Below are 25,295 nucleotides of genomic sequence, written 5' to 3'. Positions count from 1 at the left end.
TGATTAGCCTTTCACCCCTACCCTCATCTCATCCGAAAACTTTTCAACGTTTAACGGTTCGGTCCTCTATGTAGTGTTACCTACACTTCAACCTGGACAAGGGTAGATCACTTGGTTTCGCGTCTACTGTAAATAACTATCGCCATTTAAAACTCGCTTTCGCTTCGGTTCCGTGTCTTAAAACACTTAACCTCGCTATTCACAGTAACTCGTAGGTTCATTATGCAAAAGGCACGCCGTCACACATTAATTGTGCTCCGACCGCTTGTAGGCAGACGGGTTCAGGGTCTATTTCAATCCTCTGTTCGAGGTGCTTTTCACCTTTCCCTCACGGTACTTGTACACTATCGGTCTCTAAGGAGTATTTAGCCTTGGGAGATGGACCTCCCGGATTCACACAGGATTACACGTGTCCCGCGCTACTCAGGTATCTCGTCATGCAGGTCTTCTGTTTCGAGTAAAGGGCTGTCACCCACTATGGCCGGCCTTTCCAAACCGTTCCTCTACATACCTCCTGTACACTTTATTCGAGACCCTACAACCCCGATATTGCCGAAACAACACCGGTTTGGGCTCATCCCCGTTCGCTCGCCACTACTAAGGGAATAACTATTGTTCTCTTCTCCTATGGGTACTAAGATGTTTCAGTTCCCCACGTTCGCTCAAACACGCATCGTGTCTGTGACGTGCCGTTAAACACGCCGGGTTGCCCCATTCGGAAATCTGTGGATCAAGTCGTATGTGCCAATACCCACAGCTTATCGCAGCTTATCACGTCCTTCCTCGCCTCTTAGAGCCTAGGCATCCACCGTCTGCCCTTATCTGCTTTATATCGAATCTTTACCCGGTGTCCCGAAGGACGCCAAGTTATGTCTTCAACAGCAAAAAAGTAACTTCCTAATGAACTATTACGTTTATTTCGTATACTTCGTAAACTATACTCTTTTAAAAGCATAGCGCCCGAGATAAATCCTTCCGCCACAACCGTCCGACTTGCGCCAAACAGCTGAAGCGTAGAACTCGTTTCTCTCGTTTACGTTTTCTATTCTCTATTCTTTACTTGTCAATATGTCTATGATCGCGTTTCCGTGACATCCCCGATACTTCTATCGGCGAATGTGGGTGCAAAGTTAAGAACAACTTTTCATTCTTACAACACCCAAAGCAAAAAAGTTTTGAGAAAGACATCGATATTCTTTCCTCAGACAACGAAAACTATCTGAATTAGAGACTCTTTATAATACAAGGAATCAAACTCAAAAATATTTTCAGTCCAATCCGACTATACCCATAGCGCAGGCACCGTACTTGCCAAAAGGTAGCCAAATCCGACCAACCACAAGAACAGCACCCCTGCCATGATAAAAGGGCGCATACCTGCTTCCCTAAACTTAGATACCATAGCATCCATACCAAGGGCAGTCATCGCCATAGTAAGGGCAAATGTATCGATCTTCTCGATCACCCTGATGATGATCTTATATTGTTCGGAAAAACCCCATTCACCTGCCAAGTGGAGTAAAAGCGTATTGAGTCCGATCATGACCATAAACCAGATCGCAAACCAAGGTATAGATATACGACTTCGCTCTTCGCTACCACCCTTACGTCTATTTAAGAAAAAACTGATGATCAGAAGCACCGGGGCAAGCAAGATCACTCGGATCATCTTGGTGATCGTCGCAATGCCCGCCAACTCAGCTACGCCACTTGCAGTACTCATCGCTTCCCCTGCACCGGCCACATGAGCGACCTCGTGCAAAGTAGAACCTGTGTATATCCCCATGACCTGAGGAGAAAGATCAAAAACGCCCACACTATACAATATAGGGTAAAGCAACATCGAGATTGTCCCAAAGATGACGACAGTAGCAACAGCAATGACGGTCTTCTCGGGTTTGGCCTTCACCACAGACTCAGCACCGAGTACCGCAGCGGCGCCACAGACAGCACTCCCCACGGCAGTGAGTAGTGTTGTCTCCTTGTCCAAACGAAGCAACTTTCCGACAAAAAGTCCGAGCAATATGACTGATGTGACAATGAGTATATCTATGACAAGAGCAGATACTCCGACACTGACGATACTACCGAGAGTGAGACGAAAACCATAAAAGACGATAGCAAGTCTCAATATCCTTTTGGAAGAAAACTTCACACCCGACATCCAAGTCTCGGGCATCCGACTGCGTAGGGTGTTGGCATACAACATCCCGAGGAGGATGCCGATAATGAGCGGACTGATCTTTAGCACCTTCCCGACAAATGGGATCATACCGAGTCCCCATGCTATCGCTGCCATAACAAAGACAAGCAACAACCCACTGAAAAAGTTTTGTCTCTTTGCTGAATCCATAAAACACTAAATATCTACCTAATTCAAAATAAAACCTAAAAATCACCCCAAAGTTAGTTATTATTTCAACAAAAAGGGCTCACGCAAGAGTACACATGTTGCGTCTCTCACACTTCGATATTAGACTCAAAACAGAATGAATATCCCAACAATGATGTTCACTTCACTATTTTCAAAAAACAATTGGAAATGTAACTTATGTCATCAAAAAGATAGAATATAACTCACAGAAGCCACTCCCAAAAGAAGTAAAAATTCCTTAGAGACTCATAGAATTTCAATCTCATTTCCAACACAGAGTTTTATAAAAACCCGTATATTTATGATGTCTAAACTATGATAAAAGTCAAGAACATAAAAGTGATTTGTCATGAAAAAGATTTTATTCATCATTTTGAGCTTACTCTGCATCCCGACAATGGCTCAGCAATACTATTCATTTATTGTGCAAGGAGGTTACCAATCTTTCAATATATCCAAAAATGAAAGCTCAATAGTCAAGAGCGGATTTCGTCTCGGAGGCTCGATGGACTATATCTTTTTGGTGGGACAGACTGTAGACTTCTCTATCCAAGCGGGCCTCTACTACTCCTCGAAAGGGAACAAGCTGATGTTAAAAGACAAGGGCTTTGTCGAGCTCAAGGACAAAAAGGCACACTATCTCAGTGTCCCCATACTCTTCAATACCCGTTTTCTTATCAATGACAAGACAAATATATTTGTCAATGGCGGATGTTATGGGGAATTAGGACTTGGAAATGAGAGACCTAAGCGGATAAAAAATGAAAATAAGCCAGGTAAACCTGATCACTCCTTCGAAATAGATTTGGAGCGTGATGACCACATCTTTCAGACCTTTGATGTGGGACTTCAGGCTGGTGGAGGCATCGAGTATAACCGTGTGATGCTCGGGCTAAGTCTACAATACAGCACGATGCATCTCTTGAGCCTTTCGGACCATCCCTCTATCTTCGGTATACACGCAACGATCGGCTATCGTTTCTAAGTTCTATTCTTCACCTCAAGAAAGGGTTACCGGTCCGCCACAAAAAAGTCTTACAGGTCGATAAGACAAGTATTAAGAACTGAAAAAAGAAACACTCAAAGAGCGAGCAGAGAGGGATAAGTGGGCAAATGAGGGAGTTGCTCGGTGGGTGCTCCATCGTAGCCGACGCGGAAGACACCTATCTGCGTGCCGTTGGTGACAACGATATAAGGGACACGGAGAACCGAATTGTACCTGAATACTTGATCGATGACGGCTTGGGTAAGAGCGATATGGGGGGCTTTGTACTCGATCACCATAAGTGGGGTGAGATGCCTGTCAAAGACGACAGTATCGCACCGCTTCTCCAACCTCCCGACCTTGATGGCATACTCATTAGCCATCAAGCCCATGGGATATTCCATGCGCTCCATGAGAAACTTCACAAAGACCTGCCTCACACGCTCTTCGGGTGTAAGGGCGACATATTTCTGTCGCAAGGGGTCGAAGATTGTCCCTCGCCCGGTGGTGTTATCGGAGCCTTCGCCTTGCTTCATCAGGATAAAAGGTATAAATTTGCTTAATCTATTTATGGCACAAAGATAATGGCAAAATCCGAAGATCCCGCATCCGTCCTCAAAAGTATCCGAAAGGATAAGTCTCCGCACAATATATATCTGTTGTATGGAGATGAGCCTTATTTCACGGACAAGATCGAGCGCAAACTCGTCTCGACCTATATGTCGCCTGATGCGATGGACTTCAACTACACATTGCTCTATGGCAATGAGACCAATGGAGCGGATGTCACCACTACGGTGATGCGTTATCCTATGATGAGTGAGCGGGTGGTCGTTGTCGTGCGCGAAGCCCAGCACCTCTCAGGTCTTGATCCTCTTGAAGCCCTCACCACACGCTTACCGGGAAGCAATATCCTCATTCTTTCGTTCAAAGGAGCCAAGCCCGACAGCAGACAGAAGGCATTCAAGGCCTTGGAAAAGGCCGGCCTTGCAGTAGAGTCGAAAGAGATACGCGAGTACGAGATGCATAAGTACATCGACAACCTCGCAGACGAACACGGATTGAAACTCGACAGCTCGGCTCTGCAGATGTTGATGGAGCATCTGGGGACGGACATCGTTCAGATAGACAAGGAGCTGGAGAAGCTCGAAGTCATTGCCAAAGAGGGTGGTTCGCCTCTCGTCACGACAGAGATGATCGAGAAGTACACTTCTGTGACCAGACAGGTGAGTGTTTTTGAACTCAAGAGTGCCTTGGCCAACAAGGATCGAGGCAAGGCTACCAAACTTGGTATCATGATGTCCAATGATCCTAAGGGTTCGCCCGTACAAGCAACGGTATCGATGCTGTTCAACTACTTCAGCGACCTGCTGATCGCCTTTTATGCCCCGGACAAGACGGAAGGTGGCGTGATGAGACACTTGGGGCTCGCCAAACCTTTCCAAGTACGAGACTTCATGGCAGGTCTGCGCAACTATTCGGCTCCCAAGGTGATCAACATCATCTCTTACCTCCGTAAGTGTGATGCTCGTAGCAAAGGAATGTATGGAGGGTATACCGACCAAGGTGAGGTCATCATGGACTTGATCTACTTCATACTCCACTGACGGAGCTCCAATCCTGATTTCTTCGTATGAATACCCATCCTCTATCGCAGTTCAAATACTGTCCTCGCTGTGGCAAACACACCTTTGTCGCTCGTAATGTCAAGGCCAATCATTGTGAAGCTTGTGACTTCGTCTATTACTTCAACCCCTCGTCGGCTTGTGCTCTGCTCGTCACAGACAAACAAGATCGACTGCTCGTGGCAATAAGGGCGAACGAGCCTGCACGTGGATCTTATGACCTGCCTGGAGGATTTGTGGATCTGCATGAGACCGTGGAAGAGGCTGCCATCCGTGAGCTCTACGAAGAGACCGGCATCGACCTGAATGCTTCGGAGATCCAAGCACAAATCATCACTCCTCTGCATTATCTTTTCTCAGAACCGAATATCTACCCTTACAGTGGATTTGAGGTACACACAACAGACCTCATCTTCCACGTCAAAATGAAAGATCTGAGCCCATATGTGGGCAAAGGCAGAGACGATGTGAGCGAACTCCTTCTCATCCCGATCGCCGAACTAACCCCCAAGGACTTCGGGCTGGAGTCGATCTCAAAGGTGATTACCAAAGTTACCCGACAGCCGGACTTATTGAAATAAATTTTCTTACACTCTCACATTTTTGTCGCCCGACAGAAGGTGCTCCGGACACTGATTATGTGCGGGTTCTGTTATAGTCTCGAGGATAGAAGTGTTACTCTTCGTATTCGATATTCAAGAAAGGGAGATGTGTGCCACCTTGTCCGGTTTTGGGTAGCCCCGGAAATGGAGTTAGGAGAGCATCATAGATAGCTTCTTGGATACGAGGACGAATGTTGAGTTCGAGCAAGACGGAGTTCCAACGCTTGTAAGCCCCACGGTTGCTGAGAAAAATGAAGATGATCTTATTTTCGGGATCGACCCAGAAGCATGTGCCGGTAAACCCCGTATGCCCGTAGGTACTTATTGGAGCGACATCTGCCACCGGCCCGGATTCACCCTTACCTCGGTGTCTGTCGAAGCCCAAAGCATAAGGCGAAGTACGATGACGTGCCGTGGCGAACTTTCGAACAGTCTCAGGGCGGACGATCTGAGCACCTGCATAAGTTCCCTCATTGAGCAACATCTGCAGAAGCACCGCAAGACTTTCGGCATTGCCATACAGCCCCGCATTTCCCGAAACACCACCCCTCATCGCAGCGGACTCATCATCGACATCCCCCCTTAGTGTGGCATGACGTAAGAAGTTGTCCGTCTGACCTTGCGCTATCTCTCCTTTTCCAAATCTCTTATAAGGCTGATACAACAGACGATGCAGTCCGAGGGGCTGTGCCAACTGTTCGGCAAAGAGGATGTCGATAGGCTTCTGCTGTACTTGTTCCAAAATATCTTGAAGAAGGAGAAAGTCGATATCACTGTATCTGAATCCTTTTCGGGGGACACTGAGCTCGGCATCCCTGATGGCTGCACGGATACTATCCTTAACGCTCACATGGAGATACATCTTGGGCGCAAAGCGTATGGGATAGAGTGCCGAAGAATCTTTCGACACCATGCTGCTCAGATACCTGAACCCTCTGCGAGCAAAACTCTTACGTGCTATCTGTGTGGGGTACCCCTTCTTCTTCCGATGGGTGATCAAAGGCGCAACATAAGACTTCGGATCGATAAGGGTATGATAAAAAAGGATGCTCGCCGGCATCCCTCCTGTATGATGAAGCAGGTCCGAGACCTTGATTCCACCCTTGTTGCTGTATCTCAGATAGTCCAAGTACTTGCCTATGGGTTCGTTGATGGAGAGACGCTGTCGATCCTCGGCAATCATCACGAGAGGGGTAGTGGCAATAGCTTTGGTGACAGAAGCCAGATCGTAAAGGGTCTCCGAGGTGACACTATCCTTGTGCGCTGTATCTTTCGTACCGAAAGATTTGTTGTAGACAATCTTGCCCTCCTTGGCAATCAGGACTTGACAGCCGGGATAGGCTTTCTTACGCAGTCCTTCGAGAGCGATCTCATCGACCTTTTGCAAGCCCAAGGAAGACAAGCCCACGTTCTCAGGCTCTCCCTCTCCGAGGCGTATGACCGTTGTCTTGAATCCTGTACCGACCTTAAAAATAGGAGTAAGATCTACAGGCAACTTACCCTCAAACCCCTTGCCCCCCCAGAGGGCATCACCCATGGAGCGTTGCGCCCCCTCGGTCATCTCATAGCCTATGGCGACGGCTTTGACATGTGGGATCATACGATCAAAAGCCAGAAGCACATAAGGTGAAGTCATAGCCACAAGGATGGTATGAGTAGCCTTGGATAGTGTGATCATGCCGGCATCGGGTCTAATCTTGTCTGAGGTCAAGGCAACGATGACAGTATCGTAATTTTTGAGTTGGGCATAGACATTATTTTTCTCCTGCTGAGAGGCATTGGGGGAGAGAGCAAACGATGCGACTTCGTAGTGCTTCTTCATCGTCCGAAGCAGGGTACCACAAGACTGAGTACCGTACCTGAGCAAGGCGACCCTTGCCCCCTTGGGGAGAGATCGTATGGGGAGGATTTGGTCATCGTTCTTGACCAAAGTCATTGCCTTATCGTTCATCTGTTCGATCAAGGCTTTGTGTGCAACAGGTGCAAGGTCTTCGTAGAGGGCATTCGGAGACAGAGGTTCGGCAAGATGAGCTCCCACGGCCCATTTCATGGCAAGGAGCTCACGACAACGTCGGATGACCTCCTCTTTGGAGATTTCGCCTGATAAGAGTGCTTGGCTGAGAGCTTGCAGATCTTTGGCCGGATCTATGGAAGCCAAGAGGACATGGTTGCCTGCCTTGAAGGCTTCGACAGCGACGGAGAGTGTCTTGTCCGTGAGTACCCCTTCCATACCGAGCCCATCGGTGACTACAAGTCCCCCGAAGCCCATTTCTTGTTTCAACAGCCCTGTAACAACCCCCTTGACAATGGATGTGGGACGTGCACCCGTACCGAGAGCAGGGACTTTGAGATGTCCTACCATGACAGCTCCCAAGCCTTTATCGATGTAGGCTTTGAAGGGAGCAAGCTCGACCGCATCAAGCGTAGTCCTTGTGCCATTGATCGTAGGCAATCCCTTATGCGAGTCGACATCCGTATTACCATGCCCCGGGAAGTGCTTGGCGCAAGAGAGCACACCCTCAGACTCCAAGCCCGAAGAAAACGCCAACCCCAATGCCGACACCCTTGCAGGGATAGAGCCGAAGCTACGTACACCGATGACGGGGTTCTTGGGATTATTGTTGACATCGATCGTGGGAGCAAAGTTAATGTGGATACCCATACGTTTCATCTCATAAGCCACAGCCTTGCCGTACCGGTAGGCCAAGGCTGTATCATCCGCAGCACCCAACATGATATTTTTTGGATAACGCAAGGTGTGTGAAAGTCTCATCGACAGCCCCCACTCGGCATCGGCAGAAACGAGCATGGGGATCTTGGCACGCTTGCGCATGTGGTTGATCATGGCAAGCTGAACCTTGGGATCACCCTTCTGAAAGAGGACTCCCCCATATCGTTTTACCGCCACCATGTCATCCCAGCTCTTGAGAGACTGAGCATCAGACTTGGGCCATACCATAGGCATGATGAACTGTGCCAACATCTCCTTGTCACTCAAGCCCTTCATCACCGAGTCCGCATAGGCATAGGCTTTGGCCTCGCGCCCGGCAAGGATATTTGGCACCCTCTGTGCCATGAGGGATGAAGCAGAAACAAGCAGGGCAATCAATGTATGTATATATCGCATGATGAGAAGTATTCGGTTCGTAATCAGTCTTGCCAAAGATATAAAAAACTCCTTGGATAGTATGCCCATCCGAGGCTCTCCTTTGCTCCTAAGAAAGATACCGACCACGAGGTCTATCAAGCAAGCCTCTCTACCTGAGTCATGACAAAAAAGGTCTGGTGACAAGAAGACCCGAACAAAAAAAAGCAGAGCGCAACGAATGCCGGACTTGACGACATCGTTACGCTCTGCTGTATTTATGTATTATAGCGTAAGCTATCTGCTTACTTCACCTCCCAAGTAGAGATACGGTTGAGGTGCTGTTGGAGTGTTTCCTTACCACTCTTTGCCTGAACCTCTGCGATCTGCTGAGCAACAGCTGTTTCGTACGAAGGAGCTGCGACATCACGGATAACCCCCATAGCAAGAGGCATATCGTCCTGCATCATCGCAAGCATGGTGTGGAGGACGGGTGATGGCTCGTGTGCATCGTGCACCAAGATGTCATCCATGGTATATCCGTCCTGACCGATGGTCACAGCCTTGAGCTCAAGACCTTCGAGGACGATACCCTTATCCTTGTTCTTACCATAAATCATCTTCTCTCCGTGGCGAAGGTAGATCGTACGCTCTTCGCGGATCTCACGATCAGAGTACTCTCTGTGGATGCCGTTGTTGAAGATCACACAGTTGACGAGGACTTCGACGACAGCTGCACCTTGGTGCTTAGCCGCAGAGATCATACAGTCCTGAGTCATCTTCATGTCCACGTCGAGTGAACGTGCGAAGAACTTACCACGTGCACCGAATACGAGTTCGGCAGGGATGAACGGATCTTCGACTGTACCGAAAGGCGAACTCTTTGTCACAAATCCACGAGGAGATGTAGGAGAGTACTGACCCTTAGTAAGACCGTAGATCTTATTGTTCATCAAGACGATATTGAGGTCGATGTTACGTCTTAGGGCGTGGATGAAGTGGTTACCACCGATAGCGAGACAGTCACCGTCACCGGTGATGAGCCATACGCCGAGATCGGGGTTGGCTGTCTTGACGCCGGTAGCGATGGCAGCACCACGACCATGGATAGAGTGGAAGCCGTAAGTGTTCATGTAGTATGGAAGACGTGACGAACAACCGATACCTGATACCACGACGGTATCTTCGGGAGCGACACCAACCTCAGCCATAGCTTTGTGCAAAGAGGCCAAGACAGCGTGGTCACCACAGCCGGGACACCACTTGACGAGCGAATCATTCTTAAAGTTCTTTGCCTCGTACTTTACTCCTTCGAGAGCAGCTTTATCTATTTTCATTTCCATTGTCGATGTCCATTATGCGTTGTTATCCATGATCTTGCCAATCTCTTCAACAAGGCGTGCGACCTTGAATGGCTGTCCCTTCACGCGGTTAAATCTGAGAATATTGAGGTGTGGAAGCTCGCCACCAAGATACTTGGCGAACTGACCCATACTCTGCTCACAGACGATGACGTTCTTGAAGCGTGACAATACCTCTTCGGCATTGAGAGGGAGTGGCTTGATGAACTTGAACTGTGCAAATGCCACCTTGCGGCCCTCTTTGCGTAGCTGAGTCATAGCTGAGTGAAGGTGGCCGTAAGTACTACCCCAACCCACGATGATATTATCTGCATCTTGGTCTCCGAAGACTTCGAGCAATGGGAGATCATGAGCGATGCGACGCACCTTCTCCTCACGAAGGTTGACCATAAGCTGGTGGTTGTCAGGATCGGTAGAGATCACACTTGTGACATTATCCTTTTCAAGACCACCGACTCTGTGAGCAAATCCCTTCATGCCGGGGATACCCCAGTAACGAACCTTTGTCTCTTCGTTGCGGAAGTAAGGCTTCCAAGCCGCTTCGCCTGTATATTGATCTGCATAAGGAGGCTTGATCTCAGGGTAAGAGTCGATCTCAGGGACTCTCCATGCAGTAGCACCGTTTGCGACATAAGCATCCGAAAGCATGATAACAGGTGTCATGTGCTCAAGAGCAATCTTAGCTGCCATGAACGCTGTATCAAAACAGTCAGCAGGGCTGAGTGGAGCGACAACAGGGATAGGAGACTCACCGTTACGACCGTAAAGAGCCTGAAGGAGGTCGGACTGTTCACTCTTGGTAGGAAGACCTGTAGAAGGACCACCACGCATAACGTCTACGATGACGAGAGGGAGCTCGGTCATCATCGCAAGACCGAGGGCTTCGCTCTTGAGTGCAAGACCGGGACCTGAAGTAGTGGTGACAGCGAGGTCACCAGCGTAAGAAGCACCGATAGCGGTACAGATACCCGCGATCTCGTCTTCGGCCTGTACAGTCTTCACACCCATAGCTTTGAACTTTGAGAGCTCGTGCAAGATGTCTGTAGCAGGAGTGATAGGATAACTACCGAGGAAGAGTTCGCGACCTGACTTTTCAGATGCTGCGACAAGACCAAGAGCGGTAGCCTTGTTACCATTGATATCTACGTAGTGACCGGGGAGAGCCTTCTTTTCGTTGGCTTCGATACGGTAAGTCTTAGCCGACAAGTGAGTGTTTGCACCGTAGTTGTAACCATCTACGAGAGCTTTGATATTGGCACGGAGGATGTCCTGCTTCTTGCCGAACTTCTTCGCCAACATATCTTCGGCAGGAGTGATGTCTTTACCGAAGAGCCAGCAGATGAGCCCGAGGGCAAACATATTCTTACATCTCACGATCCCCTTCATGTCAAGACCCGAATCCTTGAGCGAATCCTTGATCATGGTTGTGACAGGGACAGAGAGCACTTCGACACCGTCGAGGCCAAGCTCTACGAACGGATCGCCGGACGTAAACAACGCCTTTTGAAGGTCATTGGCTGCAAACGAGTCTTGGTCAATCAGTACGATAGCGTTCTTCTTGATCTGCAAAGCGTTTACCTTGAGTGCAGCGGGGTTCATAGCGACGAGGACATCGGCATAGTCACCGGGAGTTAGGATACCCGATGTACCGATACGCACCTGGAAGCCTGACACACCTGAGAGCGTACCCTGTGGGGCTCTGATCTCTGCCGGATAGTCGGGGAATGTCGAAATCTCGTTACCTAGGATAGCAGACACATCCGAGAAAAGGCTCCCTGTGAGCTGCATCCCATCACCTGAGTCACCGGAAAATCGAATAACGATCTCCTCACGACTCTCGATCATTGGTTCTTGATTCATTGTCGAAAATATTAGTGTATTGTACTAGATGATTATAGTTATCTTAGCTTTGCTTGTATTCAAAATCGAGTCAAAGTTAGTCATTATAATGATATATAACTATCAATTACTAAGAATTTAATCAATTCGCAAAAAAAAGACTCTCCCACCCTTACTACTTTTACACAAATCACCCGAGAATGATGCAATTCGTCCGTCGTTTTCGTCTCATTTTCGAATACATACCACTTTTCATTGCCTAATCTCCTCCCATCATCAGCCACCTCGAAAGGTCGACCTTGAAAACACCAAGAAGATTAAAGACAAATTTCCGCTATCAGATATTTCGGTCATAGACCAGAGTACATTCTGTCAACGCACAGAAATGTCTCTGGCAAGGGACAGAACACATTCTGTCAACCGTCGGGACACATCCCATGTCCCGTCCTCAAGGCTCATGGCAAGGCTCCTCCGCTCGTTGCGTGGGAAGCTTCGGACAAAGTCCCGGAAGGTGAGAAATCAAATCTTACGACTTGATGACAAAAGTCGTACGACTTGATGATTCAAATCATACGACCTTTTTCGCAGAGACAAAAAATGTCCGCACACATTATTATATATGGGGTCATTCGATGGGGTGATAACGCACAAAGGCCTCAATGGCTTCGTAGGATGCCAGACCGAGATGATCGTAGAGCTGTGCTGTGGCACGGTTGCGGTCCTCGGCACGCTGCCAGAACAGACGTTCGTCAGAGCCCAAGAAAGGTGCACTCTCCATCTGAGACTGATGCTTGAGGATAGAATTGCGTTTGAAACGAAGTTCCTCAGGGCTCATGGGTACAGCCATCTCTATGTGATCGACTTCCCACTCTGCCCATGCTCCTCGATACATCCACACACGGCAGTCGTCGAACCACTCTTCACCCTTGACCACATCAATGGCTGCAAGAGCAGCATCGAGACAGACCTTGTGCGTACCATGAGGATCGGCAAGGTCTCCGGCAACAAAGATCTGATGCGGACGGATCTCACGAAGGATCTCAATGACAATATCAATGTCTCGGTCGGAGAGTTCTCCTTTCTTGATCATACCGGTCTCATAGAAAGGGAGGTCGAGGAAGTGGACATGATCATCCTTCAGCCCCACAAAGCGACAGGCTGTACGAGCTTCTTCTCTACGGATCGTCCCCTTCATAAATCGCACGTCAGGGGACTCTGCCACACCATCCTTCTTCTCATGAAGGAGGTAGTGCTTCATCTCTTGTGCGTGGCGCATCATCGGACTATCTTCCATACCGAGCTCGACACAGACATTGGAAAGGTAAGAGAGGTATCTCACCACTTCTTCGTCACCCACGGCGATATTGCCGGAGGTCTGATAAGCGACATGGACGTCGTGTCCCTGCACGACGAGTCTCCTGAACGTCCCTCCCATGGAGATAACATCATCGTCGGGATGAGGACTGAAGACCAAGATACGCTTGGGATAGGGCTGAGCTCGCTCTGGACGGTGGCTGTCATCGGCATCGGGCTTACCACCGGGCCAGCCGGTGATGGTGTGCTGCATATCATTGAAGACCCGGATATTCACTTCGTAAGCAGAACCATAGAGGGCGAGGAGCTCACCGAGGTGATTGTCCGAATAGTCTTTGTTGGTCAACTTCAAGATAGGCTTCCCCGTACGCATACAGAGCCACACGATGGCACGGCGGATGAGCTTGGAGTCCCACTTGCAATTGGTCACAAGCCAAGGATAGTTGATCCTTGTGAGGAGCGAAGCAGACTGTAGGTCGGCATACACATGGACATTGTCATGATGCTGGAGAAGAGAGGCCGGGAGAGCATCGGTGGCGGGCTCCTCGATGACCCGACGAAGGACATCGGCTTTGTGCTCGCCCCAAGCAAAGAGGATCACCTTGTCGGCAGCCATAACCTCTCGCATACCGATGGTGATGACTGCAGCAGGGACGTCATCGATACTGTTGAAGGTGGTGAGTGCTTCTCGTCGCGAGGCTCTGTCCATGATCATGAGACGGATGCCGGAGTTAGGCATTGTCCCTGGGAGGTTCATCGCTATCGTACCGAGCGTACCGACACCAAGGAGGACAAGGTCAAACCCTCCGAGACTGTCCAACTTCCGCTGATAAGCCAAGCATTCGTCGTGGATGTCCTCCTTACCCACTTGTCCATTGAAGCTGATGACATGCTCCTGTGGCGTATCGACATGACTGACAAACTCACTCTGCATCAAAGAGACACAACCACTGTGATCGCTGTGCAATGGGTAAAACTCGTAAGCGATGAAAAGGTAGACATTGGCAAAAGAGAGTGCTTCTTCGTGGTGCAAACGGATGAGTTCTCTCAGGATGGGAGAGGGGCTGTTGCCTCCGACCACTCCTAAGACAAATGGCTTCCCTTCGGCTTCGTGACACTTGATCTTTTCAGCCACTTCTCGAGCGATCTCGACTGAAGCCTCGGAGACATTCTCACAAATGGTCGTAGGCATCTTCTCCCTGATGGTCAGCATCTGGAGATCGAAGGCATTGTCAGGCTTATAGTAGGCTTCGGGGATGTGTGTGAGTGCTATTTTTGAACTTAAATTGTATCTCATGGATCATAAAAAGCAAAGAGGATGGACCAAAGACTCTTACTGCTCTGATACACCCTCTTTCATTGGTTCAATATCGTAATCGTTTTTTTATATACGTTCGAGGACGAGTTCGATCAGTCCGTCGAGACTGTCCTTATAGTCGGTGTTCATCTTCTTGGCCTTGCGACCGGCAATGATACAACATACAGTGAGGACCTCATGACCGAGGACGGCACCGATACCGGCGAGGGCTGAGGACTCCATCTCAAAGTTGGTGATCTTACGACCGTTATGCTCGAAGCTCTGTATCTTTTGGTTGAGCGTAGGATCGGCAAGATCCCAACGCAAACGACGACCTTGTGGGGCATAGAAGCCGTTACAAGCGATCGTCACACCTCTTAAGACATCGTCCTTACAAATACGATCGACGATACTCTGGGGCGATTTGACAACATAAGGTTTGAGACCATCGATCTTCCAGTCGAGACCCGCGATGAGAGCTTTCTCAAAGTCTCTGTCGGCAACATCCTTACCGGCTCCATAGAAGTGGAGCACACCGTCAAAACCGATGGCGTACTCAGCAGCCACGTATGTACCGATGGGAGATTCGTCCTGAAGGCCTCCCGATGTACCGATACGCACGATGGTAAGCTTCTTAGGGTCAGGCTTGATCATACGTGTCTCAAAGTCGATGTTTGCAAGAGCATCGAGTTCGTTGAGGACAATCTCGATATTGTCACACCCGATACCGTGCGAGACAATCGAAAGTCTCTTACCCTTGTACATCCCCGTGACGGTGTGGAACTCGCGACTTGTCACACTGCACTCATGAGAGTCGAGGTAACTCGCGATCTTGTCCACACGAGCGGGGTCTCCACAGACGATGATCTTATCAGCGAGTTGTTCGGGCTTGATGTGGAGGTGAAATATTGATCCGTCTGAATTGATAATGAGTTCGGATGATGGGATAGGTTCTCTGCTAATCATTACTCTTCCTTTTTAGTTGATTTGTTACTGTCTGTGGCGGGCTTGGCAATAGCCTCTCTCATGGAGGTGTCCGCCTGAATATTCTTTAATTGATAATAGTCCATGACACCGAGATTACCGGTACGGAAGGCTTCGGCAATAGCCTTAGGCACTTCGGCTTCGGCCTCGATCACCTTGGCGCGAGCTTGTTGGGCGAGGGCACGCATCTCTTGTTCGCTTGCCACTGCCATTGCACGACGCTCTTCAGCCTTGGCTTGGGCGATATTTTTGTCCGCTTGAGCCTGATCCATCTGTAGGACAGCACCGATGTTGCGACCTATGTCGATATCGGCAATGTCGATGGACAAGATCTCAAATGCAGTACCGGCATCGAGCCCCTTGCGGAGCACGAGCTTGGAGATGGAGTCGGGATTTTCGAGCACACTCTTGTGACTCTCTGAGGAACCGATAGAGGAGACAATCCCTTCACCGACACGAGCAAGTACGGTCTCTTCGCCCGCACCACCGACGAGTTGTTTGATGCTCGCTCGCACAGTGACACGCGCCTTTGCGATGAGCTGAATACCGTCCTTGGCCACTGCTGTCACGGGAGGTGTATCGATGACCTTGGGGTTGACAGACATCTGCACCGCTTGGAAGACATCACGCCCTGCAAGGTCGATGGCAGTGGCCATATTGAATGGGAGGTCGATATTCGCCTTGGATGCGGAGACAAGGGCATGCACCACCTGCTCGACATGACCGCCTGCGAGATAGTGCGCTTCGAGTTCGTCACGAGTGAGGAGCAGTCCGGCTTTGTGTGCTTCGATCATCGCACGGGTGATCTCTTGTGGAGGCACATTACGTATCCTCATGAGGAACAGCTGTAAGAGAGAGATCTTGACACCTGACACCCTCGCAGATATCCACAGCAAGATCGGGAAGTAACGCAAAAAGAGGGAGAAGAGGATCAAAGCAATGACCACAATCACTCCCACGAAAATCATTTGATCGTTGAACATAGTATTTCTTGTATTTTGAGACTATTATGTATGTTTTATATCAATTATCGGCTCTGCACAAATACCTTATCTCGCTCAATGCGAGTGACGACGATAGGTGTCTTCTCATCGATGAGCCCACTCTCGGAAGTCGCCTCGAAGATATCATTGCCGACACGCACCCTACCGGAGAGTGCGAGACGAGACTCTGCCCTGCCTTCTGCGCCGACGACAAGGCCATTAGGGAGATCCACCGCCTTGTCCTCGATCCTCTTTGAGAGCGACATCTTGTCGACCCACTTCGACTTGGAGAGGAAGAAGAACCCCAAAGCAAATGCCACTATCGACAGAATGACGAAGAGCAAAAGCGCGCCCCACTGCCCCAACGACCACAAGTAGATGATAGTCGCTACATAAACCGCAGCACTCAGTATACCGAGCAACCCTGTCCCGGGTATGAAAAACACCTCGATAAGCCCCATCAGCACGACAGCCAATGCGACAAAGGTAAAGATGAGATAAAGCGTTGTAAGTTCCATAAACCTATGAATATTTATATATATCAGACCTACTTCTGTTGCCAACCCTCACTGAGGATCAGTTCATTCGTGATGCTTCGGAGCTGGATACGCTTCTCCTCCAGCATCCTTTCGGTAGCAAGGATGTCGCTTCCGATACGATCACGTACCGCACCATCGCGAGCTTCTGCCCATCTCTGACGAAGGGTACGAAGACGCTCGGTGTCACGCTCCATCGTCTTGACGACTTCAAGGAAAGAAGCCAACAAAGCCTTTGATGCAGATTTCTTCAGATCTCCCTCATCATAGACCTTGTGTCCACCGACGACGAGATGGGGTGTCCGATCCACGTGGGCTGCCTCCCCTTGTGTCTTGGGAGCTCTGCGCAAACTTTCCATCGGCCTGAGCGTATCCTCCGACTGATGAGACAAGTTGGCCAAGGCAAGCATCTTTGTGGGCTCTTCGCTCTCGAATGTCCCGCCATCCTCCTTTGCTATGGCAAAAAGAACCAACCCCTCCGCCCCTCTATCGGTCAAGAGATAAATGACCTCCTGCTCCTCATCCAAGACATACATCCTGTCATCCGCAAGGCTGTTGAACGGCATCGGCAACTGCTGAGGCACGAGAAGTTCCTTTTTGTTGCGATCATAACGAGACACATACACATCCCATCCCCCAAGGGTCTCCGGCCCTCTGTATGAAAAATACAATGTGCTTCCGTCTGCCAAGAGATAAGGATAAGCGACCTCACCCTTCGGATCGAGCCCTTTGACCTTGACCTGCACCCCCTTTTCCCACGAGCCATCGCCCAGTCTGTGTCCCACGGCAAAGCCTGTACCCCCACCTTCGGTCGGCACCACCTGCCATCTCTGACGGCCGTCACGAGTGATGTAGCTCCTTTCGGAGACTTCACCGAGATACGCCAACCGGTCTGTGATCTCCTTCTCAGACATCATCGCAGAAAGGGAGGTCTTCGCCACGATCCGTACCGAACGCATCCCTTGAGACATACGGTCAAGGGTTGCAAATAGTTTTTTGGAACGTGCGATGTCTGCAACGAATGTGGTGTCCTTGCTGATCCTCACCTTGGCGAGCTTCGCAAAGGCCTCATCTGCGACGTCAAAGTCGAAACGCACAGTCGAAGACAGACCCTTCACGAGCAAAGCCTCAGGGCGAGTCTGTTCGTTACGCTTGAGAGCCGCCATGAGTGAGTCCGCCCTATGGGTCTTACCTTCGGCGAGATCCAGTCTGGCGTGATAGTACAAAGTCGTCCGAGTGTTCAGCATCTTGCTCAAGGTATCCCTCAGCATCTCCACCTCACCACGCACCAGCATCCTATCAAGTGCCGCTACACGAGAAATCCCTTGAGCGTTAGCCCCAAAGACCGCGAGTAGAGACACCATCACACCGACACCAATACATCCAATTATCTTGTTCATATACCTAAGTCAAAAGTTCGAAGAGGAGACCCGGAAGATTCGACCCAAATCTCCTTAATTCCAAAGATACGGATATTAAAGGAATTAAAGAACGTTAGCAAATAGTTTTTAGCCCCACATCACTCAAGGTAAACAACTATCACGACTTCACTTCCACTAAACAAGAACCTCACTCCCTGTAAAAATGAACGCACATCATGAAACAGCCTCATCCCGAAGCCCTCCGACAGAATGAATTCTGCCAAAGCACAGAATCTTTTCCGACACGGGACAGAACGTGTTCTGTCCTACTCCGGAATATACCGCTCTCGGACAAAATACCCCTCACAACTGCTACATATCAGTGAGATTGTGACAAATATCCTCTACCACTCCAAGCATTCTCAAGCGTTTAGATTTTATTCCTCTCAAAAGCCTTGCACATCTCAAAATAAGTAATTAAATTTGCACCTGTAATTCTGACAAGAAGTTAGAAAAACCACATATTAAGGAAGTGTGGGTGAGTGGCTGAAACCACCAGTTTGCTAAACTGACGTACGGGTAACCGTACCGGGGGTTCGAATCCCCCCGCTTCCGCACAACAAGGCAAAGAGGTAGATCCTGCCAAAACACAAAGCACTGTGAAGCAAAAGTTTCACAGTGCTTTTCATTTATATCACTTTCAATATTTGAGTTGGCCTCCCCACTTATTAACAAGTCTAATTTAGCTACCATCTTCCTTACGATACGGTCAAGAATTTTATAACTGAAGTAATTAAAGAGCATGACAGAATAGCAATTACCTTTATCATGCACAAGAGAAGAAGCTAAGTAATAGATATTAAAAAACTTAAACCCTCACAAATTAATATTTCCGAGGACTTCGATGATCCGTTGGCAGGCTTTACCGTCACCATAGGGGTTGTTGGCGTGACTCATCTTGGTATGCGCTTCAGTGTCGGTGAGTAGTTCGGAGACATTGTGGACGATTTTGTCATAGTCTGTGCCTACGAGCTTGACCGTACCGGCATCGACAGCCTCCGGGCGTTCGGTGGTGTCACGCATGACGAGGACGGGCTTGCCGAGACCGGGAGCTTCTTCTTGGATGCCTCCGCTGTCCGTAAGGACGATGTGTGCCAACTTCATCAAGTAGGTGAAAGAGAGGTACTCTTGAGGCTCGATGAAGAAGAGGTTGTCCGAAGGGTTGGCACTTTCGCCCAAGATCTTACGTATCGGCTCACGCACGTTGGGGTTGAGGTGCATGGGATAGACGAAGTCTACATCAGGGAAGGTCTCGCTGAGTGTCTTTATGGCACGACAGATGTTGAGAAATCCTTCGCCGAAGTTTTCTCTACGGTGTCCTGTGATGAGCACCAGCCGTTTATCGTGGGAGAGTCGAGAGACATCGTACCCTTGTTCGAGTAGCTTAAGCTCCACCCCTTGGCGTATCTCTTCGTCTGCATCGAGTCTGGCAACCACTCTGTGGAGGGCATCAATGACCGTATTGCCCGTGATGAAGATGTGTTCGGGCTTGATCCCCTCGCGAACGAGGTTGTTGTATCCCAAGCCCGTAGGGGCGAAGTGATAAGTCGCTATACGTGCTGTGAGCTGTCGATTCATCTCCTCGGGAAAAGGGCTGTATATGTCGTGTGTGCGCAGACCGGCCTCGATGTGCCCCACAGGTATCTGTCGGTAAAAGGCTGCCAATGCAGCAACGGTACTCGTCGCGGTATCACCGTGAACGAGGACGATGTCCGGCTTCACCTCGCGTAGGACCTCCCGCATCCCGAGCAACACACGACTCGTGATGTCGTAGAGGTCTTGTCCCTGCTTCATGATGGCAAGGTCGTAGTCCGGCACGATCTCGAAGAGTGCCAATACCTGCTCCAGCATCTCCTTGTGCTGTCCTGTCACGCAGACGATGGTCTCAAAGTCGTCGGGATGCGCTTTGAGCTCAAGCACAAGAGGTGCCATCTTAATGGCTTCGGGGCGTGTCCCGAAGACGAGCATAACTTTCTTCATAAGGCTTATATCTTATTGGTTATTACTTTGAACATAAAACGTACCAGATGGATCTGCCGAGTGATACGCTTCGGCTCGCGGATGAGTCGGTATGCAAACTCAAGGTTATGACGGATCCACCACTCGGGAGCCCTCTTCACCCGCCCCGTGTAGACATCGAAGCTACCGCCCAGCCCCTGATATATCGCATCGGGATGCACTTTCTGCATCCGCTCCATAAGTAACTCTTGCTTAGGTGATCCCATGGCGACAAAGACGACATCCGGCTTCTTCTCCCCAATGTCACGGATCAAAGCGTCATCCTCTCCGGGCTTGAGGTAACCATCCCGATAGCCTACGATATTGATGCCTGCAAACTCGTCTCGGAGCCTGCAGACGGTCTCCTCAATGACTTCGGGCTTACCTCCCACGAGATAAAAGCTCTTATCGTGTCCGAGCCTCTCTATGATCTTGAGCCAAAGCTCACACCCTGCGATCTTGCAAGCATCGGCATAGCCCTTCTTCTTGAGCACAAAGACCGCACCGATACCATCGGCATAACCGAGATTGCGGTTGTAGATGGCTTTGAGTTCGTCTGTGGCGTGGAGTATCTTTTCAGAGTTGATCGCCACCAATATGGCAGGATGCGCCGTCACGTGATCGACGAGTTCGCTTGCCGAAGCAAAAGGGTACACTCCCACCCCTCCCAACAGTATCTGTTGTATATCTTTCATTGTCTTTTTCTGTGTAGCATATAATACGACATGGCATAGAACATAAAGGCGTTGCTCCACCTCATGTAAGAGATCTTGGAGCTCAGTCCGGGCTTCATCTGATAGTAGAAGTACCCCTTCTTGTCCTGCATATCACTGATCGTCCGCCCCATGACTTTGTCTGCAAGGGTCTCATACACATCGTACTTACCCAGCCTTGCCAGGGTGACCAACAACTGTCCGGGACAATGGATATCAATGGGATAGGTACGATCGTGATAGTATTTCGGCGTGCCATCCTCCTCGAAGAAGTTGGCAATGTAGTAGTCAAATCCTCGCTCTATATTTTCGGCAAAAGAGGTATCGCCCGTGAATGTCTGATAGGCAATGAGGGCATCCAGATTGTATCCCGTATGAAAACTATCCTTCCATCCCTGCACAGGCAGGAGCCCATACACCCATGATCCATCCGACTCTTGTCCCTGACAACAGGCCTGCACGGTCTGACGAGCCAAATCCCGATACTCTGCCTTTCCGGTATATCGATAGGCATGACTCAGGAGAGCAGCTCCCAACAAAGAGGCATTGAAGACGGTATCGTTGCCGTGCAATGGACTGTAAGAGAATAGGAATCCGTCTTTGTAGGGGGTACGATGCAGATCCTTGGCGACAAAGTCCGCCGATGACAGAGCCACATCGAGATACCGCTGTTCCTTGGTGATCTCATAGGCCTCCATGAGTGCCGTCGCACAGAAGTAGGTCGCCACGACCGTGGGAGTGTATCTGGGGAAGAGGAAGAGACGGCGAGCCTGCCAGTCGAAGTTGTATCCCCAGCATGCCCCACTGTACTCGCCTTGCGAACGAAGTGTCAGAAGCAAGTCCGCCAGATGTCTGATCCGAATAGCCAACACCCCCTCGCTACCGAAGTGTGTCGCCAAGTGGGGTCCGACCTTCACAAGTTTGTACAAGTTGCAATAGCCTTGGAGGAAGAGCCCTATCCCCTTTGCATTGTGCTCTTTGGGGACAAGGGCCAAGGGTCTGAGATTGATGGGACAACGCTTGAACCCCTGAATGACGACAAGGCGACACAGTGCCGAGTGCTTCAAAAACGGCAAAGCCTGAAAGATCTTCGAATTCAGGCCATCATACGGATCCCAGCCTTTGAAGTCCTCTCGCTCACAGTATTGCTTCAGTTTTAGGAATGCTTGCAACATCTTTCACCTCCTTATCTTTATATCGAAGTCGAATGAGTCTGAGGGTCGAGAACAAGCCTTATGGCTTTTGTCATCAACTTAGATAACCCTCATCATCAAGTTATACAACCGTTTTCATTGCGTTCTGCTACCTTTTTTCATCAAGTCATGAGTTACCCATCAGAGGGCGTTTGCCTTATACGCACGATCCGTCCGGGATTTCCCACAACGACGGCGTTGTCGGGACAGGGGAAGTTGACGACGGCATTTGCTCCTATGACGACATTGTTTCCGATGGTGATGCCTCCGAAGACAATACTGCCTCTATTGATCGTGACATTGTCACCGATCACGGGACAACCGGGGTACTTCGAGTTGCCCCCACCGATGGTCACCACATGACCGATGTAGCAGTTCTGACCTATGACAGCATCCTGATGGATCACAACACCTATCCCCCCGTAGTCGAACATCGAACCCTTGCCGATCTTCGCTTGAGCAGGGATCTTGCTATTGTAGATCAAGAAGATAAGCAAGGTGATCAGCTTCGGAAGTATCGGGATATGATACCGATACAACCAATGAGAGAGCCTGTATAGATAGATCGCGTTGAACATGATTTCTCGGGATTATTTATGATTTTCATACCATTCGGAGACCGTCACAGCCCTATATCCGTGGGGGAGTAGCCTCAGCAGGGTCTCAAAGTTCTCACCCAAGACAAAACTCTTGGGATGCCCTATAAGGACAAGGGTATCACGCTCTTGCTCTTCGATGCCCTGCAAGAAGCGACGATGCAGCCTCTTCGAAAAGAGACAGAAGTCCCACGTCTGCCACTCTTGCTCGAAGAAGTATCTGAGCTTGCCCGACAGACTTTTTTTGTGGCTCGTTTTGGAGAAGTAGGTATCGGATGCGGACTTTTTGTTTTTGAGCAGAGCTCTCATCCGATCTGTCGAGAGGTATTTCTCGAATCTGTGTATCGGAAGAGCCACGATAGGGAGTTCGATGAGGTCAGTCGCTCCGTCGACAGGACGCTCCAGACAGTCCGAGACATACCACCATCCCAATCGGGGATCGACACCGGTATAGTCATAGTTGCATCGAGGACCGGCCTCAAGCCCCCCGGGGAAGATAGAAGAGTCTATCACCAAGCCCACTTCACGCATCGCTTCGATGATCCTCTGTGAGGGCTGGGCATTGTACCCCCCGGCACGAAGGGCAATACAAGAGTAGTCGGGGGCTATCGGGCGGATGATCCCTTCGAGGGTATCCTTACCTCGTTTCAGCAGATTGAGCAGAGAGTGCTCCCCCTCGCGCTCGTACCGACCCAAGCACCATTCGGACATATTGAGTTGCCACCGCCCACCATGCCAGACAGCATCGACCCACTGAGGGTGAAGATGCAACTGTATGTCGTGCCCTTCGAGGTAAGCTCTACGGAGCTGATCCTCCATCGCAGTGATTGGATCATGGACATACCCCATGTCATTGCCGAGCTCCCATTGAGCTTTGAGGTGCCAGTACTCGATCACTTCAAAGAATATCGTGTACTTTATCCCATACTCTCGGGCGATCTCAAACAATCGCTCGGTAGGCTCGACGATGTGCTTGAAGATGTCTCCCGTACCATCCCCATACAGTTCGTAATCAAAGGTAAACAGTATACTTCTCATGACTTATCCTCCCTTCTGTCTTGGTGATTGATGGACTGTACAAAGTATCTGAATTTGCCTGCGGAGGTGCGTTCGATCTTATCCACGAACTTTATTTCGACCTCGCAATCCCCGAAAAACTTCTCCGACTCGCTCCGTATGTGTTCAGCCAGATCGGGATCAAACGACGGAGTGGTCTCGAGCAACAGTGTGAGCTTGCCGGCCTCATACTGTCGATACTGATAGGCAGAGATCCCCTCCAGCTCCCAAAATATATCGTCCGAGCAAGTGAACGTGCGCCTATTCCACAGTCTGTCATAGACAAAATCCTGAGCCCTGCCGATGATGTGATGGGCGACATGGGTAAAGCCACACGGAGGGTCGTCATCCACCTGTACATAGTCAGAAGTCTTGTAGCGGATGAATGGCATATAATCGTTTTGGAAGCCTGTCGTCACGATCTGAGCCATGGCTCCTGCCGTCGTAACGCTATCGAGGTCTTCGTCGAGAAACTCTGTATAACCATAAGCCGGATCGAACAGCATACGGTGCTCCGCATCGGGAATCGCAGAGACCGTCTTCTCGCTGTGACCGTAGAAGGAGTAAATCTCCACGCCAAGGACTTCACGCACCAGCGTTCGCTGTCGGTCATAGACGGTCTCGGATGAACAAACAGTACCTCTCAAGCCGTCAAAGGGAGCTTCTCGGTGCTTCTTCATCAACGAGCAAAGCAAGGTGAGCGAACTCGGATAGGCGACTATGAACTTCGGTGCTTCTCGTCGGATCTGTGCGATGTAGTACGGATAAGTCTGCTCGGTCAAATGAAAAGACGACATCAGCAGTCCACGTCCCAAAGAACCGAGATACCTTCTCCCATAGGCTCCTCGCTCCAGCAACTTGTCATCCAACCTGAGTCCGCGCAGTATGACGATGTTGTCGAGCCATCGACGATAGCCACAAACAAACTGCCTTGCCACATGGACGAGCTCCCGGCCATTAGTCTTTGCACGATTGGTATAGAAGGTCAGAGGCATACCGGTCGTTCCGCCTGTGGTGATCTTGACGAGTCGCTTTCGGTCGTAACTCTCAGGGACCATATCCTCGCAGTTGGCTCTGACGATCTCTTTGTCTATACATGGGATGAGGGACATATCTCGGAGCTGTCGGAACTTACTCGGATCGAAGCCATGAGCCTCCCAGTATTTGCGATAGAAAGGGATCTCTTCCCACGCAAATCGGATCAGCCTCCTCAGTTGTTCAAACTGGAATGCCTCTATCTCTGCGACCGTCTTCCCTCTGACACGACGCAGAGCACAGAAGTATTGCCACGCACCTGCTAAGTTGTCGGTGACTCGTTGTATCCACTGCATGC

Annotated in this window: 19 protein-coding genes, 1 tRNA gene and 1 rRNA gene (1 of these 21 running past the window's edge); 4 read left to right on the top strand and 17 right to left on the bottom strand. The window is 49.8% G+C overall.

What is annotated here, in order from left to right:
* Both EL262_RS09855 and EL262_RS09850 read right to left on the bottom strand, forming a co-directional pair.
* A 23S ribosomal RNA gene (locus tag EL262_RS09855) occupies positions 1–832 on the bottom strand (it extends 2,065 nt beyond the left edge of the window).
* 450 nt (positions 833–1,282) lie between these two features.
* On the bottom strand, positions 1,283–2,353 hold the full coding sequence (locus tag EL262_RS09850; protein WP_025839071.1) for a YeiH family protein: 1,071 nt from the start codon (positions 2,351–2,353) through the stop codon (positions 1,283–1,285).
* Between the two features lie 370 nt (positions 2,354–2,723).
* Here EL262_RS09850 and EL262_RS09845 point away from each other — a divergent pair, with 370 nt between their 5' ends.
* Positions 2,724–3,359, top strand: coding sequence for an outer membrane beta-barrel protein (locus EL262_RS09845; protein WP_025839073.1), 636 nt, complete (start codon positions 2,724–2,726; stop codon positions 3,357–3,359).
* 95 nt (positions 3,360–3,454) lie between these two features.
* On the opposite strand, the gene EL262_RS09840 is transcribed toward EL262_RS09845, so the two are convergent.
* Positions 3,455–3,895 (bottom strand): type I restriction enzyme HsdR N-terminal domain-containing protein, encoded by a 441-nt coding sequence (locus EL262_RS09840; protein ID WP_025839075.1) that lies wholly within the window; start codon positions 3,893–3,895, stop codon positions 3,455–3,457.
* Positions 3,896–3,943: 48 nt separating this feature from the next.
* On the opposite strand from EL262_RS09840, the gene holA reads away from it, so the two are divergent.
* Both holA and EL262_RS09830 read left to right on the top strand, forming a co-directional pair.
* Positions 3,944–4,966: a DNA polymerase III subunit delta gene (holA, locus tag EL262_RS09835; protein WP_078735927.1), complete on the top strand. Its 1,023-nt coding sequence runs from the start codon at positions 3,944–3,946 to the stop codon at positions 4,964–4,966.
* Positions 4,967–4,992: 26 nt separating this feature from the next.
* Entirely contained in the window at positions 4,993–5,565 is a 573-nt protein-coding gene (locus EL262_RS09830) for an NUDIX hydrolase (protein ID WP_025839079.1), read from the top strand.
* Positions 5,566–5,659: 94 nt separating this feature from the next.
* Here EL262_RS09830 and EL262_RS09825 read toward each other — a convergent pair whose 3' ends face one another.
* The 8 genes from EL262_RS09825 to EL262_RS09790 form a co-directional block, all read right to left on the bottom strand.
* Positions 5,660–8,713 (bottom strand): serine hydrolase domain-containing protein, encoded by a 3,054-nt coding sequence (locus EL262_RS09825; protein WP_078735936.1) that lies wholly within the window; start codon positions 8,711–8,713, stop codon positions 5,660–5,662.
* A 263-nt stretch (positions 8,714–8,976) separates the two neighbouring features.
* Entirely contained in the window at positions 8,977–10,008 is a 1,032-nt protein-coding gene (locus EL262_RS09820; protein WP_025839081.1) for a 2-oxoacid:ferredoxin oxidoreductase subunit beta, read from the bottom strand.
* Positions 10,009–10,026: 18 nt separating this feature from the next.
* Entirely contained in the window at positions 10,027–11,892 is a 1,866-nt protein-coding gene (locus EL262_RS09815) for a 2-oxoacid:acceptor oxidoreductase subunit alpha (RefSeq protein ID WP_025839083.1), read from the bottom strand.
* Between the two features lie 604 nt (positions 11,893–12,496).
* On the bottom strand, positions 12,497–14,482 hold the full coding sequence (locus tag EL262_RS09810) for a glucosamine-6-phosphate deaminase (RefSeq protein ID WP_078735929.1): 1,986 nt from the start codon (positions 14,480–14,482) through the stop codon (positions 12,497–12,499).
* An 87-nt stretch (positions 14,483–14,569) separates the two neighbouring features.
* Positions 14,570–15,448: a nucleoside phosphorylase gene (locus tag EL262_RS09805; RefSeq protein ID WP_025839085.1), complete on the bottom strand. Its 879-nt coding sequence runs from the start codon at positions 15,446–15,448 to the stop codon at positions 14,570–14,572.
* Positions 15,448–16,434 (bottom strand): flotillin-like protein FloA, encoded by a 987-nt coding sequence (floA, locus tag EL262_RS09800; RefSeq protein WP_420806944.1) that lies wholly within the window; start codon positions 16,432–16,434, stop codon positions 15,448–15,450. Before floA ends, EL262_RS09805 begins: the two co-directional genes overlap by 1 nt.
* Before the next feature lie 59 nt (positions 16,435–16,493).
* Positions 16,494–16,967: an NfeD family protein gene (locus tag EL262_RS09795; protein ID WP_025839086.1), complete on the bottom strand. Its 474-nt coding sequence runs from the start codon at positions 16,965–16,967 to the stop codon at positions 16,494–16,496.
* 29 nt (positions 16,968–16,996) lie between these two features.
* Complete coding sequence (locus EL262_RS09790) at positions 16,997–18,385, bottom strand: hypothetical protein (RefSeq protein ID WP_126464430.1); 1,389 nt, start codon at positions 18,383–18,385, stop codon at positions 16,997–16,999.
* 489 nt (positions 18,386–18,874) lie between these two features.
* Here EL262_RS09790 and EL262_RS09785 point away from each other — a divergent pair.
* Positions 18,875–18,961: transfer RNA gene (locus tag EL262_RS09785), tRNA-Ser, on the top strand.
* 261 nt (positions 18,962–19,222) lie between these two features.
* Here the strand turns inward: EL262_RS09785 and wecB are convergent.
* From wecB to EL262_RS09755, 6 genes are all read right to left on the bottom strand, one after another.
* Positions 19,223–20,386: a non-hydrolyzing UDP-N-acetylglucosamine 2-epimerase gene (gene wecB / locus EL262_RS09780; protein WP_025839093.1), complete on the bottom strand. Its 1,164-nt coding sequence runs from the start codon at positions 20,384–20,386 to the stop codon at positions 19,223–19,225.
* A gap of 5 nt (positions 20,387–20,391) precedes the next feature.
* On the bottom strand, positions 20,392–21,090 hold the full coding sequence (locus tag EL262_RS09775; RefSeq protein ID WP_025839094.1) for a WecB/TagA/CpsF family glycosyltransferase: 699 nt from the start codon (positions 21,088–21,090) through the stop codon (positions 20,392–20,394).
* Positions 21,091–21,095: 5 nt separating this feature from the next.
* Positions 21,096–22,292, bottom strand: coding sequence for a YyaL domain-containing protein (locus tag EL262_RS09770; protein ID WP_078735930.1), 1,197 nt, complete (start codon positions 22,290–22,292; stop codon positions 21,096–21,098).
* Between the two features lie 152 nt (positions 22,293–22,444).
* Complete coding sequence (locus tag EL262_RS09765; protein WP_025839095.1) at positions 22,445–22,888, bottom strand: serine O-acetyltransferase; 444 nt, start codon at positions 22,886–22,888, stop codon at positions 22,445–22,447.
* A gap of 12 nt (positions 22,889–22,900) precedes the next feature.
* On the bottom strand, positions 22,901–23,944 hold the full coding sequence (locus EL262_RS09760; protein ID WP_078735931.1) for a polysaccharide deacetylase family protein: 1,044 nt from the start codon (positions 23,942–23,944) through the stop codon (positions 22,901–22,903).
* On the bottom strand, positions 23,941–25,293 hold the full coding sequence (locus EL262_RS09755) for a phenylacetate--CoA ligase family protein (RefSeq protein ID WP_126464429.1): 1,353 nt from the start codon (positions 25,291–25,293) through the stop codon (positions 23,941–23,943). Before EL262_RS09755 ends, EL262_RS09760 begins: the two co-directional genes overlap by 4 nt.
* Positions 25,294–25,295: the final 2 nt, after the last annotated feature.

The organism is Porphyromonas cangingivalis, from assembly GCF_900638305.1.
Lineage (GTDB): Bacteria > Bacteroidota > Bacteroidia > Bacteroidales > Porphyromonadaceae > Porphyromonas_A > Porphyromonas_A cangingivalis.
Note: the sequence above shows the minus strand (reverse complement) of the source record. Positions and strands in the feature narration are given on the sequence as shown.